This window comes from Bacillus sp. SN32, from assembly GCF_002837495.1.
Classification (GTDB): Bacteria; Bacillota; Bacilli; order Bacillales; family Bacillaceae; genus Bacillus; species Bacillus subtilis.
On sequence record NZ_PJCT01000002.1, the window covers coordinates 761,251 to 777,928 of the forward strand.

Annotated in this window: 16 protein-coding genes; 4 read left to right on the forward strand and 12 right to left on the reverse strand. The window is 45.1% G+C overall.

Annotated features, from left to right (window positions below):
• Entirely contained in the window at positions 1-1,950 is a 1,950-nt protein-coding gene (qoxB, locus tag CW370_RS12245; RefSeq protein WP_003227407.1) for a cytochrome aa3 quinol oxidase subunit I, read from the reverse strand.
• Between the two features lie 27 nt (positions 1,951-1,977).
• A complete protein-coding gene (gene qoxA / locus CW370_RS12250; protein WP_010886637.1) occupies positions 1,978-2,943 on the reverse strand; it encodes a cytochrome aa3 quinol oxidase subunit II in 966 nt (321 codons plus the stop codon).
• A 515-nt stretch (positions 2,944-3,458) separates the two neighbouring features.
• On the opposite strand from qoxA, the gene CW370_RS12255 reads away from it, so the two are divergent.
• Entirely contained in the window at positions 3,459-3,704 is a 246-nt protein-coding gene (locus tag CW370_RS12255; RefSeq protein WP_009968363.1) for a GlsB/YeaQ/YmgE family stress response membrane protein, read from the forward strand.
• Between the two features lie 70 nt (positions 3,705-3,774).
• Here CW370_RS12255 and galT read toward each other — a convergent pair whose 3' ends face one another.
• The 4 genes from galT to slrC form a co-directional block, all read right to left on the reverse strand.
• Positions 3,775-5,316, reverse strand: coding sequence for a UDP-glucose--hexose-1-phosphate uridylyltransferase (gene galT, locus CW370_RS12260; protein ID WP_024572480.1), 1,542 nt, complete (start codon positions 5,314-5,316; stop codon positions 3,775-3,777).
• A gap of 3 nt (positions 5,317-5,319) precedes the next feature.
• Positions 5,320-6,492 (reverse strand): galactokinase, encoded by a 1,173-nt coding sequence (locus CW370_RS12265; RefSeq protein WP_024572479.1) that lies wholly within the window; start codon positions 6,490-6,492, stop codon positions 5,320-5,322.
• An 80-nt stretch (positions 6,493-6,572) separates the two neighbouring features.
• On the reverse strand, positions 6,573-6,956 hold the full coding sequence (locus CW370_RS12270; protein WP_003227398.1) for a GtrA family protein: 384 nt from the start codon (positions 6,954-6,956) through the stop codon (positions 6,573-6,575).
• Between the two features lie 17 nt (positions 6,957-6,973).
• Positions 6,974-7,645, reverse strand: coding sequence for a transcriptional regulator SlrC (gene slrC / locus CW370_RS12275; protein ID WP_014478350.1), 672 nt, complete (start codon positions 7,643-7,645; stop codon positions 6,974-6,976).
• 354 nt (positions 7,646-7,999) lie between these two features.
• On the opposite strand from slrC, the gene slrA reads away from it, so the two are divergent.
• From slrA to CW370_RS12290, 3 genes are all read left to right on the forward strand, one after another.
• Positions 8,000-8,158 carry a transcriptional regulator SlrA gene (slrA, locus tag CW370_RS12280; RefSeq protein ID WP_003243648.1) on the forward strand — a complete coding sequence of 53 codons (159 nt, stop codon included), beginning with the start codon at positions 8,000-8,002 and terminating at the stop codon, positions 8,156-8,158.
• 442 nt (positions 8,159-8,600) lie between these two features.
• Positions 8,601-8,909: a DUF485 domain-containing protein gene (locus CW370_RS12285; protein WP_003227392.1), complete on the forward strand. Its 309-nt coding sequence runs from the start codon at positions 8,601-8,603 to the stop codon at positions 8,907-8,909.
• Positions 8,906-10,447, forward strand: a complete 1,542-nt coding sequence (locus tag CW370_RS12290) for a solute symporter family protein (protein ID WP_003227390.1) — start codon at positions 8,906-8,908, stop codon at positions 10,445-10,447. The genes CW370_RS12285 and CW370_RS12290 overlap by 4 nt, the downstream gene beginning before the upstream one ends.
• 30 nt (positions 10,448-10,477) lie before the next feature.
• Here the strand turns inward: CW370_RS12290 and CW370_RS12295 are convergent, their stop codons facing one another.
• The 6 genes from CW370_RS12295 to thiM form a co-directional block, all read right to left on the reverse strand.
• Positions 10,478-11,080, reverse strand: a complete 603-nt coding sequence (locus CW370_RS12295) for a DsbA family oxidoreductase (protein ID WP_024573570.1) — start codon at positions 11,078-11,080, stop codon at positions 10,478-10,480.
• Between the two features lie 89 nt (positions 11,081-11,169).
• On the reverse strand, positions 11,170-12,420 hold the full coding sequence (gene efeB, locus CW370_RS12300) for an iron uptake transporter deferrochelatase/peroxidase subunit (protein ID WP_101169662.1): 1,251 nt from the start codon (positions 12,418-12,420) through the stop codon (positions 11,170-11,172).
• Between the two features lie 18 nt (positions 12,421-12,438).
• Positions 12,439-13,596 (reverse strand): iron uptake system lipoprotein EfeM, encoded by a 1,158-nt coding sequence (gene efeM / locus CW370_RS12305; protein WP_024571776.1) that lies wholly within the window; start codon positions 13,594-13,596, stop codon positions 12,439-12,441.
• Positions 13,593-15,038 carry a ferrous ion permease EfeU gene (gene efeU, locus CW370_RS12310; RefSeq protein ID WP_024571775.1) on the reverse strand — a complete coding sequence of 482 codons (1,446 nt, stop codon included), beginning with the start codon at positions 15,036-15,038 and terminating at the stop codon, positions 13,593-13,595. Before efeU ends, efeM begins: the two co-directional genes overlap by 4 nt.
• Before the next feature lie 156 nt (positions 15,039-15,194).
• Entirely contained in the window at positions 15,195-15,863 is a 669-nt protein-coding gene (gene thiE, locus CW370_RS12315) for a thiamine phosphate synthase (protein ID WP_024571774.1), read from the reverse strand.
• Positions 15,860-16,678 (reverse strand): hydroxyethylthiazole kinase, encoded by an 819-nt coding sequence (thiM, locus tag CW370_RS12320; RefSeq protein ID WP_024571773.1) that lies wholly within the window; start codon positions 16,676-16,678, stop codon positions 15,860-15,862. Before thiM ends, thiE begins: the two co-directional genes overlap by 4 nt.

The window sequence follows — 16,678 nt, forward strand, 5'->3', positions numbered from 1 at the left end:
TTATTCGGAAATCTTTCTTTCCGTCTCTTTTATTTCATCAACACTAATGTAGTAGCCGTTGTCGTATTCGAATGAACGCAGAACCATGCAGAGCAGGACTCCGATCAATCCGACTACGCCCATCCAGTACCATTCAAATACCAGTCCAAAGCCAGCGAGACCGAAGGCAACAGACATAAAGAACGGTCTGCCTGAGTTGCTTGGCATATGGATTTTCTTGAATTTGCTTTCAGGGTATAATTCAGTTTTTTCTTCTTTCATATGCAGGAATGCATCTTGAGATTTGACTTCAGGAAGCACCGCAAAGTTGTAATGCGGCGGAATCGCAGAAGAAGTCGCCCAATCAAGCGTACGTCCCACACCCCATGAATCTCCGCTGATTTCACGAGTAGAGTAACGGAAGCTGTAGTAGATGTTATAGCAAAGGATTAAGAATCCTACACCCATCATGAAAGCTCCGACAGTTGAGATAAAGTTCAATGTTGTCCAGCCGTCGTTCGGTCCGTATGTGTAAATACGGCGAGGCATGCCTTGAAGCCCCAAGAAATATTGCGGGAAGAAACAAATATTGAACCCGATCATAAAGATCCAGAAGAACCATTTTCCGATTCTTTCGTTCAGCTTGTGGCCGAACATTTTTGGATACCAGAAAATAAATCCGGCGAAACAAGCAAATACAGTACCCGCGATCAGCACATAGTGGAAGTGAGATACAAGGAAGTACGTATTATGGTATTGATAATCCGCTGCTGCCATCGCAAGCATAACCCCTGTAACCCCGCCGATAACGAAGTTAGGAATGAACGCAAGCGCCCACAGCATAGGTGTTGTAAAGCTGATTCGGCCTTTATACATTGTAAAGAGCCAGTTAAAGATTTTAACCCCGGTTGGTATTGAGATTGCCATTGTCGTAATTGAGAAGAATGAGTTAACGGACGCACTGTTCCCCATTGTGAAGAAGTGGTGAGTCCAAACTAAGAAACTCAATACAGAGATGGCGATAATAGAACCAACCATCGCTTTGTAACCAAACAATTGTTTTCTTGCAAAGCTTGAGATGATTTCTGAGAAAATACCAAACGCCGGAAGTATAACGATATATACTTCAGGATGTCCCCAAATCCAGAACAAGTTAGCCCAAAGCATCGGCATACCGCCTGCTTCCAATGTGAAAAAGTGAGCGCCGAACAAACGATCAAATGATAAAAGTGCTAATGCTACTGTAAGTACAGGGAACGCAAACACGATAATAACCATTGTGATCAGTGTTGTCCATGTGAACATTGGCATACGCATTAATGTCATGCCTTTTGTTCTCATTTTTAAGATTGTTACCATAAAGTTGATCCCTGTCATCAGGGTACCTATACCGGCAATCTGAAGTCCGAGGAGGTAGTAGTTCTCACCCGGCCCAGGGCTCATGTCGTTACTTGCAAGCGGCATATAACTCGTCCAGCCTGCGTTCGGAGAACCTCCGATAACGAAAGAAATATTGAAAAGCATCGCCCCTACAAAGAACGTCCAGAAGCTCAGGTTGTTCAAGTAAGGGAACGCAACGTCGCGGGCACCGATTTGAAGAGGCACAACAACGTTAATAAGACCGATTAAGAACGGCATCGCCATGAAGATGATCATGATTGTACCGTGAGTTGTAAAAATTTCATTATAGTGGTTTGAGTCTAAAAAACTGTTATTCGGAAGCGCTAGCTGGGCACGCATCATCAGACCGTCGACACCGCCGCGGAATAACATAATTACAGCAGATATAATGTACATGATTCCGAGTTTTTTATGGTCAACAGTAGTTATCCATTCAGACCACAGCCATTTCCACTTTTTGAAGTAAGTCAGTACAAAAATAATGGCAATGGTTGAAAGCGCAATGGAAACTTGTGCGCCCAGAATTAATGGGTCACCAGTTACGAAAAATTCGTCCCATTTGAATTTCATGCAGGCTTCCTCCTTTCCTGATCAATATCATTCTTCTGTATCATCAGACTTCTTAAATTCGTTTTTCTTTACGTTTTCAAACGGATCTGTTTTAGAGTGCGGTGAAACGGCTTGATAGCCAAGGCGTTTGCGCGCCTCCATCGCGTACTCAGCGTCTTGTCCGTGATCAACGTATTTCAAGTGAGTAGAAGAGAACGTTAATTCGTCCACATTTTCAGGAAGCATCAATTCATCATACTTCTCTTTTGTCAGCTTAGGAGCCTCGTTCTGAGTCTTTTTCACCCAGCTGTTAAAGTCTTTTTCTGTAACTGCATTCACATCAAACTCTTGGTCTGCAAAATGTTCACCTGTGAAGTTCGCGTTGCGGCCTTCGTAAGTACCCACTTTGTCAGCCTGTAAGTATTGATCCATCAGCATTCCTGCCATCGCATATTTTTGCCCTCCAAGCTGAGGAATCCATAGCGAAGCCATTGAATCTGCAGATGAGATTTTGAACAAGATCGGGCGGTCGACAGGAATGTTTAAGTAGTTGACCGTTTCAATATCCTGTTCAGGGTAGCTGAATACCCATTTCCAGTCTACCGAAGTAGCATAAACAACAAGAGGCTCTTTATCTTTTGTTGCTTCAGGAGCTTTTTCTAACGAATATATCGTCTGTACTGTTGGCACAGAAAGTGCAATGACGATTAAAATTGGGATCACTGTCCAGACTACTTCTAAAAACGTGTTACCGTGAATTTCTGGGTTATAAGATCCATTATCTTTGCCTTTACGGTCGCGGTATTTTACTAAAATAATGGTAAATAGAACAAAGACGACCCCGACGATAAACAGCATAAATCCGATAGATAACAGGATTAAATCACTTTGCTGTTCAGCTACAGGTCCTTTCGGATCTAGTACTGAAGCATTGCTGCATCCCCCAAGGACGAAAACCACAGTTAACAGCGCTAATACAAGCAACGGTTTTAATGCTCTGAACAAGAAGATCACCATCCTTCCTATTGATGTAATAAATCTGAAGTGCATACTTCCTCAAAATCTTTTCTCTACTTTGTTATGCTATCAAAAACTTCACTTATTAGCTTTATTTTTTTATAAACTTCATCCCATTTTCGCTTAAATGTCATAAAATCGACAAAAATTGCTCCAACTTTATTCACATCTATCGCTTAAGATGAAAAGTTTCTAGTTATTTCCGCATATAAGTAAAGAAAAGATGATGAAGAACTAATTCTGACAAATAAAGGTTTACCACAATAAAAAACTTAGGTCAATCAAAAATTTCATTTTGTTAAACTTTCTAGATAGGAATTATTTTTTCCTTGTCTAGCATCTTTTCACACGGTTACCATTTTAACGCATCAAATATTGAAAGAAAAGGCGCAATGAAGAGCCAATATGCTCTGAATTGTCCGTATTTTTTAATGAGAGCATCCAGTTGTTTATCTTATACAAAAAAGAGGAATGATATAAGCAAATAAATAAAAAATAGGATGTGTTGCATGATGAGTTTTCTTATTTCACTTATCGTCGCTATTATTATCGGATGGCTTGGAAGCCTGTTTGTAAAAGGAGATATGCCCGGAGGAATTATCGGGTCTATGATCGCAGGTCTTATTGGCGCCTGGATCGGACACGGGCTGCTTGGAACATGGGGGCCGCACCTAGCCGGATTTGCCATTATTCCAGCGGTAATCGGTGCAGCCATTGTTGTCTTTCTAGTAAGCCTGTTAACCAGAAAAAGAGGATAAAAGCAGCAGCACCCGAAGCGTTAGCGCTTTGGGTGTTTGTTTTGCCATAAAAATCGAAAAAGCCTCAACCCTAGCGGTTGAGGCTTTTGACTGGTTTGACGCCCAACTGGTCGATAAACCTTCTGAAGGCCTGTTTTCCTTCTGTTGTCTGTTTAAACACACCGGCGTGTTCAAGAATGCGAGCGAATACATGTCCCAGCTCTTCTTTTATGACTAGATCTGCATTCTCTTTTGCTATGGTTCTTTTTTCCATCATCCGAATAGCCCACTCACTATGTTTTGCCGTGAGCGGATTTTGTTCTAAAGCTGTTTTCGGATCAGCAGAGCATAGCGCCGCTGCCGTTTCTTTCATTTCCTCCTGTAAGCGGCCCGGCAATATCGCCAATCCCATGACCTCAATCAGGCCGATATTTTCTTTTTTAATATGGTGAACTTCCTTATGGGGATGAAATATCCCTAATGGATGCTCCTCATCCGTCCGGTTGTTCCTCAGTACGATATCGAGTTCGTACAAGCCTCCCCTGCGCCGCGCAATCGGTGTGACCGTATTATGGGGCGTATCGCCTGTATAGGCGGCAATGGCGGCTTTTTCATCGGAATACGTCTGCCACGTGCGGAAGATATGGTCAGCAGCTTCGGCGACATGACCCGGTTCGTCTCCTTGAAGCCTGAGCACAGACATCGGCCACTTCACTAAGCCCAGCGACACGCCGGGATAATCTTTTAATTCATAAACGTCTTCCGCTTCTGCACGTGCCATTGGAAAATCATGCGCGCCGCCTTGGAAATGATCATGGCTTAGGATGCTGCCGCCGACAATCGGCAGATCCGCGTTTGAACCGATAAAATAATGCGGATACTGCCCGAGAAATGACAGCAGCCTTTCAAATGTTTTTTTGCTGATCTCCATCGGTTCATGTTCACCTTTTAAGACAATGCAGTGCTCCGGATAATAGACATATGGCGAGAATTGCAGGAACCATTGTTCGTCCTCAAGGGTGACCGGAATGATTCTGTGATTTTGCCGGGCTGGATGATTCACGCTTCCCTCGAACCCGACATTTTCTTTACACAGCAAACACATCGGATAATTTGTCTGTTCCTGCTCTTTTGCAGCCGCAATCGCTTTCGGGTCCTTTTCAGGCTTTGATAGGTTAATGGTCATTTCCAGTTCGCCATATTCGGTCGGCACCGTCCAATGAACATTTTTGGCGATTCTGTCAGTCCGTATATAATAGACATCCTCTGAATATTGATAGAATTCCTTTGTCGCCTGTTTTGGGCCGTATAATGCTTTTGTCTCTTCAAATTTGCGAATGACCTCTGACGGAGCAGGTACAAAACAGCCCATCAGCTTTGCGCTGAGCAGGTCACGGTACGTATCTGTATCCGCTTCCATTCGGCCGGTTTCGGCAGCCCATTTATAGATGGGAGCGAGCAAGTCCGGCAGGCTTTGTGACTGCTTGATGCAGATGCCGGAGACCGGCTCGGGATGTGTGATGCCCAGCGCTTCATAAAGACGGTTTCTCGTATATTCCCGATCCCAGATCGAAATCAATTTTCGTTCCAGGCCATACTCAAGCAGCTGTTCCAGATGTTCAAAAATGCTCATATGTCACTCCCCCTTTAGTTCTCTCGCTCCCTCTCCGATATCCGCGACATAAAAATCCGCTCGGAGCCCTGTTTTTGCTTGATATCTGTCTCCAACCTTCTGAATAAAATCATCAACGAACTCATCTTTTACAATGCTGATGGTGCATCCGCCAAAGCCTGCTCCCGTCATTCTTGATCCAATTACACCTTCGTGATCCCATGCCGCAAACACAAGCTCATCAAGTTCAGGGCATGTTACTTCATAGTCATCCTTCAATGAAAGGTGGGATTCCTTCATTAACTGCCCGATTTCATCTATATTGTTCTCTTTGAACATATGGGCCGTCTTAATAGCACGATGATTTTCGTATACAGCGTGCTTTGCCCGGCGTCTGTTCGTTTCATTTTGGATCAGGCTGGAATGCGCATCGAAATCAGAAGGCTTGATGTCACCCAGTGCGGCAATATTGAGGCCTTTTTGCAGATCAAGCAATGCATCATTGCATTCTTGGCGTCTCGTATTATAGCTTGAGTCAGCCAATGTCCTTTTTTTGTTCGTGTTCGCGATGACCAGCGCGAGGCCTGAGACATTGAGTTTGCTATATTCATAGTCAAGCGTGTCGCAGTTCAGCAGCATCGCATGATGTTTTTTCCCCATTCCAATTGCAAATTGGTCCATAATTCCGCAATTGACGCCGATAAAATGGTTTTCCGCATGCTGCGCCATTTTCACAAGCTCAAGCGCATCTACTTCAGGATGAAAATAGCTTTGGAGCACGACCCCCATCAGCAGTTCAATAGAAGCGGAAGACGACAGCCCCGCCCCGTTTGGAATATTCCCTGAAAATACAATGTCAAAGCCATGGGGAACTGCATATCCCCTCTGTTGAAATTCATAAATCACGCCTTTTGGGTAGTTCGCCCAGTCGTCTTCTTTTTGATAGCGAATGTCGTCAAGGCTGCATTCCTTGATGCCTGCGTTTCTAAAGTTATCTGAATACATCCGGACAAGCCCGTCGTTTCTTTCTGCAACAGCAGCATATGTACCCATTGTCAGCGCGCACGGAAATACATGCCCGCCGTTATAGTCTGTATGTTCTCCAATCAGATTCACTCTTCCAGGTGCGAAAAAAAACCGTAACCCCTCTTTTTCTCCGAATACACTTGCAAATATCCCCTTTAGCTCTTCCCGCATGTGCAATCACCTTTCTGGTTTTTATTTTTTATTCCCCTTATTTCTTCATAGAAAACGGCAGATCATATGCTGCAGTCCTCTCATACCCCTTCTTCTTTTGTTTTTTTAAAGACGAGCCATTTGCTCGCAACATAGTTGACGACAACAATGACCGCGTTGTCGAGTATTTTGGCCAAGGTTTCATTTGTATTAAACTGGCCGACAAGAATGATCATCATGCCTAAATCTATGCCGAGAGACAGGACCCGAACGCTGAAAAAAGCAGTGAGCTCTTTCAGCAGGCTCTGCAGATCATGTGTTTTTTGCTGAAACACATATAATTTATTTGTTATGTAAGCAAACAGCACGGACAAAATCCAAGCGGCAACAGTGGCGGCTTTGTAATCCACATTCATGATCTCTACCAATATATAAAAGCTGGCGATATTCACAATGGTTGTGAAAACCCCCATAATGATATACATAATTATTTCTCTATACTTCACTGATGTTCCTCGCTTTCTGAAAAACTTTTCAAAATTCTTGGCGTCTCGTGCTCTCTGTCTAAAGTAAAAAATACCGAGAGTGCGTCTAAAAAGCTGCGGAAGGTGGCTGGCTGGCCCAATACATATGATTGTTTGATGATTCCGTCGAGGACTGCACATATTATTTTAGCCGTATATTCAGGATCAATACAGGCGTCAATCAGCTTTCTCTCCTTCAGCCACTTAATATATAACACATTTTCTTCCACCCACAATTCGTACAGCCGGACATAGGCCTTGCATTTCTTTAAGACTTTATATGTCGGCATGTTCATGGCAAACGAGGTGATGTCCCACGACGGCTTATTTATGTAATAGGAATAAAGCAGTTCTGCAGCGTGTTTTGCAGCCTCGTCCAATGTCAGCGATTTCACTGACTCCCGCTCCATTTGATCAAGATACCCTATAATGATCTTTTTTTTCATCTGACGTTTTTCGAGAAGGTACAGCAGAAAATCGTCCTTGCTGACAAAATGAACATAAAATGCTCCTTTGCTGTACCCGGCGGCTCTGCTGATATCTTCTACAGAAACCGGATCATACGCTCGGTCAATCAACAAATTCACGCCAGCGTCTATAAAACTTTCAAATGTTGCTTCTCTTTTAATTTGAAATTTGTTTTTTTTCATATTTTTCTCCTGGCGGTAATGATTACCCTTATCTTACACCGGATCAATCTTTAGCGGTATTTATTTCTTTGAACGGTTATGCTATTCGGTTTCCCAGGGGTCATTTTTAATAGGCTAAATGATTTATTTTCATTTACATACTATCCAGTCAGTATTTAATTGTTTATTATTATAAATAAGGTCCATTGGTTATATTAGTCATTTTTTTAGGGAATAGGTAGGTGGTTTTTCCTTCAGTTTGTGAACACCGAGCAACTATGTGTGAAATTTGTTGTACTCGCCTCATCATCGCGCTGGCTTGTCTTTTATTGCCCGCATGTTGCAGGAAAACATTTTATACAATTGGAGGTTACTATGAAAACTCATGTTAAAAAAGATTTGGACAAAGGTTGGCATATGTTAATTCAAGAAGCTAGATCCATTGGATTAGGCATTCATGATGTGAGGCAGTTTTTAGAATCTGAGACAGCATCGAGAAAGAAAAACCACAAAAAAACCGTCCGGCAAGACTAGTCCGAACAGGCGGATCTATTTACCTCTGGCTTTTCTATCACCTGATCTGAGTTTTCACCATATCCTCTATTCAAAAGCAAATCGCTGCGCTGAGCTTGAGGACAAACGGTGTGTCAGCTAACTACGACAGACAGCCGGTGATGCGATCACCTCTTGGCACATGCATTGTCATAAAGAGGTGATGCGAACATGATAACCGTGCTCTGGTAAACAGCAGCTTTGCTGAGAACAAGCTGCATTCGGTGAGGTTTTGAAAGCAAACTCGTTTATACACGGCCGAGCTTGAAAACCTTCGCCTGTCTTTAGACCACTGTGTTCACCTCTTCACGACTTCCTTCTTTTTTCATCCTCCAGATATTGTTCAACGCATAAATCGGACTTTCAGTACATACCTATTGGTGTACCTTTTTGCTTACGTTTAGCGAATAAAAGGAGGAAAGCCATGTACAAAGCTGATTATAAACAGATTGCTGCAACGCCGTCTTTTCAAGCTTTTTTAAAGCAGAAACGCGCTTTTATTGTTCCTTCTGCGATTTTCTTTTTTGTCTTTTATTTTTCACTCCCTGTTTTGACATCTTATTTCACCTTTTTGAATGCCCCGGCCATTGGAGCTGTTTCATGGGCTTGGCTGTTCGCCATCGCCCAATTCGCTATGACCTGGATACTGAGTACTGTGTATTCCCGGAGAGCCGCCCATTTCGATAAGTATGTAAGCGCTTTAAAAGAGGATCTGAAGGGTGAACAGACATGAATATGACTGCTTTTTTATTATTTTTGGCGATTGTTGGCCTGACGCTTATTATCACGTATTTTGCCGCGAAGCGGACGAAAACGACGAGTGAGTTTTATACGGCGGGCGGCGGGCTCACCGGCGTTCAGAATGGACTGGCAATTGCCGGTGACTACATGTCTGCCGCCTCGTTTCTCGGGATTGCCGGAATGATTGCGTTATATGGATTTGATGGCTTCTTTTACAGCATCGGTTTTCTGGTGGCTTATCTCGTTGTCTTGTACATCGTGGCGGAGCCGCTTCGGAATCTTGGAAAGTACACGATGGCAGACATGATTGCCGCTCGCTTTAAAGAAAAGAAAATCCGCGGTGTCGCGGCTCTCAATACCATTGCCATCTCTACTTTTTATATGATCGCCCAGCTCGTGGGGGCGGGTGCGCTGATCAAACTGCTTCTAGGGCTGGATTATACCGCGGCTGTCCTCATCGTCGGAGTGCTGATGACCATTTATGTCGTGTTTGGCGGCATGATCGCGACAAGCTGGGTTCAAATTATTAAAGCCGTTTTGCTGATGGCCGGCACACTCGTGATTTCGATTATCGTGTTTTCAAAATTCGGCTTTAGCCTTAATACCATGTTTGAACAGATGAAAACGGCTACTCCGCTGGGCGCTGATTTTTTGAACCCCGGAAATAAATACAAGGTGCCGCTTGAGACCTTGTCGTTAAACTTGGCACTCGTGCTGGGAACCGCCGGGCTTCCGCATATATTGATCCGGTTTTATACCGTTAAGGATGCCAAGACGGCCCGTACATCCGTTGTGTCAGCGACATGGATTATCGGTGTGTTTTACATTATGACGGTGTTTCTCGGCTTTGGTGCCGCGGCATTTGTCGGTTTTGACGCGATTACGGCGGCTGATCAAGCGGGAAATATGGCGGCTCCGCTTTTAGCAAAAGCACTCGGAGGAGACTTTCTGTTCGCGTTTGTATCAGCCATCGCCTTTGCCACCATTTTGGCTGTCGTGACAGGGTTGGTGCTGTCTGCCGCCTCAGCATTTGCCCATGATATTTACAGCCAGATCATCAGAAAGGGAGAAGCAACTGAAAAAGAACAGATGAAAGCGGCCAGATGGGCTTCTGTCGCCGTGTCAGTGCTCTCGATTCTCCTTGCGATTTTTGCACAATCCTTAAATGTGGCGTTCCTTGTTGCACTCGCGTTTGCGGTAGCCGCCAGCGCAAACCTTCCGCTGATTGTGTTTACAGTCTTCTGGAAACGATTCAATGCCTCAGGCGCCTTATGGGGCAGCCTGACAGGCCTGATCAGCGCGCTTGTGCTGGTATCGATGAGCCCTAGTGTGTGGGACCCGGCCGGAGGTGCTATTTTTACCGGTGATCCGCTCATTCCGCTGTCTAATCCAGGGATTATTTCCATCCCGCTCGGCTTTCTCGGCGCGTGGCTCGGAACGGTGCTGTCGTCTGATAAAACAATTGATGAAGATACGTTTGCGGAAATACAGGTGAAGGCGCATACTGGCGTCCATATGGAACAGGAATAAAAAAAGCTCTCTTTATCGAGAGCTTTTTCCTTACTTTTTCTTCTGCTCGTCAGAAATCGCTTTTTCAAATACATCCTTGCCGGCAGCACCCGGAATTACAGTGTCACCGATAATAAAGGTTGGAACGGCTGTGATGTTAGCCTCTTCATAGGCGTGCTTCAAGGCTTGGCGCTGCACGTCCTGATATGTTCTTGTTTCCAGTGCTGATTTGAATGATGCACCGTCTAATCCCACTTCCTCGGCGAGCTTCGTCAAGATGTCAATGTCGCCGATATTTTGGCCCTCTTGGAAAAATGCCTGAAAGACACGGGTGTTGTATTCATGTCCTTTATTGTATTCCTTCGCAAAATGGAAGCCTTCAAACGCGAGGTCTGTATACGGATGAGGCGAGACGTTTGGAAAATTGATCTCGACCCCTAATTTCTCCGCCATTGGCTGAATAGATGTCTGCCACATGTACTGTTTAGAAGGATCATTGACCGGATCAAGCTGAGGAGATGGGCTTGGGCGCAGTTCAAACGGCATCCACTCGACTTCAACATCCTTTCCTTTTATCGCTTCTTCAAAAGCGGCTTTTCCAACGAAACAAAATGGGCAGACGTAATCTGAATAAACTTTAATGTGTACTGTCATGATAATCTCCTTTCGTATAAATTGATTTTAAACTGTAACAATTAAAGTTACAACTGTTTTTTAAATAAAGAAGCCGATTTAGGCTTCTTTTATGATTCCAGCAAACGCTGGGCAATATATTCTCCTTTTTTGCAGCCGCCTGGGCATGCATATAAAGCAGAACCGATTGTTTGTGTATATTCGTTTAACGCATCCTTTGCTGAAAGAGCCTTCAGCATCGGGATAAACTGATTGTCGGGATTTTTTTGAAAACTGATAAACAGGAGACCTGCATCCATATAGCCGGTTTTCGGATCAAGTCCTTCTGTGTAAGAGAAAGCTCTTCGCAAAATTTGTTTTCCCGTAGATTTCGCTAGACTGACGTGTGAATTAGACGGAATTTGATTCAGCTTCACGGGATCTGTTTCTTTTTTCTGCCCAAAAGGCGCCCCTGAGCTTTTTGTGCGGCCGAAGGTATCCTCTTGGTCCTTAAGGGAAGAGCGGTCCCATATCTCAAGGAACATTTTGATTTTCCGGAAAGCCATATAGGTGCCGCCCGTCATCCAGTCAGGCTCACCGGACTGAACCCACACGATCGAGTTCATCAAGCTGTCATCCTCCGTGCTCTGGTTGCCTGTTCCATCTTTAAACCCGAAGAGATTGCGCGGTGTTTCGCCATTTTTTCCTCCGCTTAAAAAGCCTTTGTTCACAAAGCGGACCTCACAAGTGCCGACCGCTTGATTTAGCAGGTTACGCAGCGCGTGAAACGCCACTTGCTCGTCGTCTGCACACACTTGAATGCAGATGTCCCCGCCTCCCTGCTTTTCATCCAGGTTGTCATTGGGCATCGCTGGAAGAGCGGCTAGGTGCTTCGGCTTTTTGCTTTTCAGCCCGAAGCGGTCCTTTCCGTCTTTTTCAAAAAAGCCAGGCCCAAATCCGAATGTGACCGTTAAGTTGGAAGGGGATAAATCTGCTGACTCACCTGTATCCTGCGGCGGCAAATACTGATTTCTCTGCTCAGCTGACATTTTCTTGCCAGACGTCAGCATCTGTGCGAGACTTGTCCAGTTTCTAAATAACGTAATGATGTCGCTTTTGTCTTTTGCTGTTACATCCAGTGCAGCAAAATAGACATACGTCTGATGGGCAGTTGTGATTCCGGCCTGATGCTTTCCGTAAAACGGAACGACCTGATCATCCTCTTTTTCATCCTTTTTCGATGACTTGGCCGCGGTCTGCACAAGCGGAGCGAGTCCGCCGAGTCCGCTGGCACCGATCGCAACGGCTGCCCCCGCCATTGCCCCCCATTTTAAAATGTCCCGTCTGTGAATTTGTTCTGGCTTTTTTTGTTCATCGCTCATGCTGTTACAAAACTCCTTTTATAGCACATTCGCAATCTTCGACATGGTTTCAGAAAGAGTCGTCAGCTTTGTGCTCAGCTCTCTGATTTGCTTTTCACTTAATTTATCATAAGACGTATAGGACTGATCATTTGTTTTGTATTTTGCCATTAAAACTTCAAATTCGCTGAACTCCGTATCCAGTTTTTCCGTCAAGTCGGAGTGATCTTTTACAAGCGCGCTTTTCACTGTTTGATAAACGGCTTCGGAGCCTTCCACATTTGCCATAAGGTCCACTAAATCAATTCGTGAGTAGCGCTCTTCTTCTCCCGTGATTTTCGAAATTCCGGCTTCGTTCAGAAGCTCCATCGCGCCTGCAACAATTTGTTCAGGTGTTAATTTCAGTGATTTAACTGAACCGTCAAGCTCTTTTACATCCTTGAGAAGCTGGTCAGCTGTTGCCTTTTCCCCGGAAATATCTTGATCCTTCCAAATGGCCTTCTCAAGCTTGTGGAAGCCTGTCCATTTGTCTCCTTCTTCAACATCGTTTTCTCGTGCATCAATTTTCGGGTCAAGATCTCCAAGGCTTTCAGCGATCGGTTCGATACGCTCGTAATAAACACGCGCTTTCGCATATAACGTTTTAGATTTTTCGATATCGCCGGATTTCACAGCACTCATAAATGCTTCAGTCGCTTTGACAAGCTGGCCACTCTGCTTTTTGACATAGCCTTTATACTCATCCGCTGCTTTTGCCAGCTGATCGCTAGCCTTTTTGCCGCTCTTCTTCGCTTCTGTCAGGTCTTCTAAGGACGCTTTCAATGACTCGGATTCTGTCTTGATTTTTGCTGTATCCGGTTTGTCTTTTTGCGCTTCTGTGTAGATTGGCTGAAGATGCTTTTCGATTTCTGTATATTCGAATGGATAGTCGCTGCGAATGTCGTTTTCAAAGGAAAGCCAGTAGCTGTTTAACTCTTTCCCCTTCTTTTCAATCTCTTTTTGGTCTCCTTTTTCCGCTGAGTCATTCAGCTTGGAAATGATGGTTTCCATTTTATTTACGGATGCGGTGATTTCTTTAGTGACCCCGCTTTTTTCAGATGAAGCTTTTTCTTTAGTTGAAGATGTGTCATTGGCTCCGCAGCCTGCGCACAGCGCAAGGATGCATCCGGCTGATACAGCGATTTTTGTGAAATTCATTTTGTCAGTTCCTTTCCGTTTGTAAAATGTTTTGCCGCTTCTGAAACAAGCGCAATCAGTAAAAAGAGTAAAATCAACATTTGCGGAATCGTGCTGTACACAGACGGATAAATTCCCAGCACCGATACAGACGGCAGCCAGCTTTCTGCATCAGACGGAAGAATGCCCGCCAGTTGAAGGCTGTGAACGCCGGTTCCGAGAAATTTCACGCACATATACAGGACAACCGCCATTGATAGAAGAAAAAACGGCTTCAATGGAATGCGTATTCCGAGCTTGATCATCAGAACACCGACGATGACGAGAACGATAAGCCCTGCGGCAGTTCCGCCGATCAGTTCAGTGAGCGGGAGCTTCCCGACAAGCCCGATGAAAAAGATGACCGTTTCGAGACCTTCTCTTACAACTGCCAGAAATGCAATGAGCGCAAAGGAAAGCAGGCTTCGTTTTTTTAGTGCCTGTGACTTCTGGATATTGATTTTTTCTCTCCATTTATCCATTGAGGCATTTCTGTGCAGCCACACCCCGACATACAAAAGCATGACAGCGGACAGTACGCCGGTAACGCCGCCAAGCAAGAAATTGTTTTCTCCGAATACACTGGAGGAGAACAGAACCGTGACACCGATGCCGGCTGCTAAGGAAACAGCCATGCCGGCGGACGCTCCGCCCCAGATCCATGTCGAGGAACGCGTAACCCGCGCTTTTTTTGTCATGGTTAATAGCGCTCCGATGACAAGGAGGGCCTCCATTCCTTCACGAATCGGGATCAGCGCCGCATCCCACCAGCTGTAGCTGCTTGAAGCGATCGGCTCGAGCAATTGAATCATTTCGTCAATTTGCTTTGATACCTTTTCGGGATGGTTGCCGATCTCCGCCTTCATCAGTGCCAGATTTTCCTCCGATGTCGTATAGGCTTCTTTCGATTGGGAAACGACGTCTCCCTCAACGGCGAGCCAGGATGTAACTAAATTGTCGATTGCGGATGATGCTTCATCCAATTGTTTTTTTTCTATGAACTGCTTCGTGTCTTTCAAGCTTTGTATATAGGCTGTTAAGGACGCCCTTGATTGACCTGAGGATGTCTTTTTCAGTACGACAGCCTGCTGGTAGGTTTCTAAATGAGACGAAAGCTCTTCAAGCTGTGTTTTGAGCTTGCCTGTATCTTGATTGATAAAAGAAAGAGAAATCATCGCGATATTCGCGTCCATTTCACTGTGAGAAGAAAGGTTTTCCTTCTTAATAGAAGGTTCTTCTTTTTTCCACTTCGCCTTGAAGGTTTCAAACGTTTGTTGTGCCGAATCCATATCCCCGTCTTTTACGGATTTGATCATTTGCTTGTTTAATTGAATTAATGCGGCGATCGGATCATCTTCCGCATGTGCCGCAAAACCGAAAACCATCAACAAGCTGAATAGAATAAGTGCCAGCCCCCGAGCCATCATGTTCCTCCTATAATTGAAAATGATTATCATTGTATAACATAATCATAGCCAGTTCCTGTCCTTTGTCAATTAAAATTTGAAGGTCTGAAAACCTTGATGGAAAGCAAAAAAGCTGTCCTTTTACAGAACAGCCTTTTGAAGGAAGATGAACGATTATCTTTCTGTTTTATATGTTTGAATTTCCTCACGAAACTTGCGTGCAGCACTCTCAGGATCCTCCGCCTGACTGATGGCGCTGATCATACTGACACCATCGGCCCCCGCTTGGATAACAGGTGCGGCATTATCTATTGTGATGCCGCCGATGCCGACAATTGGAATGCTGATGCCTTGACGGCGCACTGCTTCGATAAGAGATACACCCTGTACCGCTCTCGTATCCTTTTTCGTTTCAGTCGGATAGATCGGCCCAAGCCCGACATAATCCGCTCCGTCTTCTTCGGCTTGCTTCACCTCAGACATCGTATGAGCGGAAACGCCGAGAATCATATCACCTATGGCAGCTCTTACCTCTTTCGCATTTGCGTCTTCCTGGCCGATGTGGATACCGTCAGCTTTCAGCTTCAGAGCCAATTCCACATCATCATTGACAATGAACGGAACACCAGCTTCACGGCAGGCTGCCTGCGCTTTTTCAGCAAATTCAATCCGAGCCTCTCCTGTCAGCGCATCCCCGCCTTTTTCACGGAACTGGTACAGGGTGGCACCGCCTTTTAACGCTTTTTGTACAACTGCAACAGGATCGGCTTTCGTATTGTTTGACCCCATAATGAAGTAAACAGATAAAAACTCTTTCATCATTTCCCGAGAAATACGAGTCATGAGACAGTCACCCTTTCTATAGTCGCCCATTCTTGGACGTCTTGTTCAGTAACAGTTGAAAGCTTGTTCAACAATTCAATCTGAAAGCTTCCAGGGCCTTTGTCAGCCGTCTGCTGTGCGGCAAGCTGAGCTGCGACTCCATACGAGGAAATGGCCGCGATAGCAGCAAACAATGGATTTTCTTCCACAGCGCAAAACGCACCGACGACGGAAGTCAACAGGCAACCGGCGCCTGTCACTTTTGTCAGCAGCTTGTGGCCGTTATGAAGGGTATATACATTTGATGTATCGGCAATGACATCGACTTCACCAGTAATCGCAATGACCGTATTTAGCTTTTGTGCCGCTTGCTGAGCCAGCCGGATGATGTCGCCTCCGCCTTCACCCGCATCAACACCTTTGATCCGCCAATCCGTCACACCGACGGTATGGGCAATTTCCGCCGCATTTCCTCTGATTGCAGCAAGGCGAACCTCACGAATGATGTCACGTGCCGATTCAGTTCGGAACGGTGTTGCTCCGGCACCGACAGGATCAAGAATGACGGGAACGCCATGTTCATTAGCTGATTTTCCCGCGATGATCATCGCTTCGACTGACTCCTTGCTCAGTGTTCCGATATTTAAAACGAGTGCACCCGCAATTTTCGCCATATCGGCGACCTCTTCTTTTGCGTACGCCATAACGGGCGATGCGCCGAGGGCGAGCAGGCCGTTTGCTGTGAAATTCGTTACGACATTGTTGGTTATGCTATGCACCAGTGGGCTGTGCCGGCGGACAGCCGTAAGACATTTTGCTGCTGATTGTGCATCCAT

Coding starts and splice junctions, on each gene's coding strand:
- qoxB (WP_003227407.1), bottom strand. CDS start 1,950: ATGAAATTCAAATGGGACGAATTTTTCGTAACTGGTGACCCATTAATT.
- CW370_RS12255 (WP_009968363.1), top strand. CDS start 3,459: ATGAGTTTTCTTATTTCACTTATCGTCGCTATTATTATCGGATGGCTT.
- galT (WP_024572480.1), bottom strand. CDS start 5,316: ATGAGCATTTTTGAACATCTGGAACAGCTGCTTGAGTATGGCCTGGAA.
- CW370_RS12265 (WP_024572479.1), bottom strand. CDS start 6,492: ATGCGGGAAGAGCTAAAGGGGATATTTGCAAGTGTATTCGGAGAAAAA.
- CW370_RS12270 (WP_003227398.1), bottom strand. CDS start 6,956: ATGTATATCATTATGGGGGTTTTCACAACCATTGTGAATATCGCCAGC.
- slrC (WP_014478350.1), bottom strand. CDS start 7,645: ATGAAAAAAAACAAATTTCAAATTAAAAGAGAAGCAACATTTGAAAGT.
- slrA (WP_003243648.1), top strand. CDS start 8,000: ATGAAAACTCATGTTAAAAAAGATTTGGACAAAGGTTGGCATATGTTA.
- CW370_RS12285 (WP_003227392.1), top strand. CDS start 8,601: ATGTACAAAGCTGATTATAAACAGATTGCTGCAACGCCGTCTTTTCAA.
- CW370_RS12290 (WP_003227390.1), top strand. CDS start 8,906: ATGAATATGACTGCTTTTTTATTATTTTTGGCGATTGTTGGCCTGACG.
- CW370_RS12295 (WP_024573570.1), bottom strand. CDS start 11,080: ATGACAGTACACATTAAAGTTTATTCAGATTACGTCTGCCCATTTTGT.
- efeB (WP_101169662.1), bottom strand. CDS start 12,420: ATGAGCGATGAACAAAAAAAGCCAGAACAAATTCACAGACGGGACATT.
- efeM (WP_024571776.1), bottom strand. CDS start 13,596: ATGAATTTCACAAAAATCGCTGTATCAGCCGGATGCATCCTTGCGCTG.
- efeU (WP_024571775.1), bottom strand. CDS start 15,038: ATGGCTCGGGGGCTGGCACTTATTCTATTCAGCTTGTTGATGGTTTTC.
- thiE (WP_024571774.1), bottom strand. CDS start 15,863: ATGACTCGTATTTCTCGGGAAATGATGAAAGAGTTTTTATCTGTTTAC.
- thiM (WP_024571773.1), bottom strand. CDS start 16,678: ATGGATGCACAATCAGCAGCAAAATGTCTTACGGCTGTCCGCCGGCAC.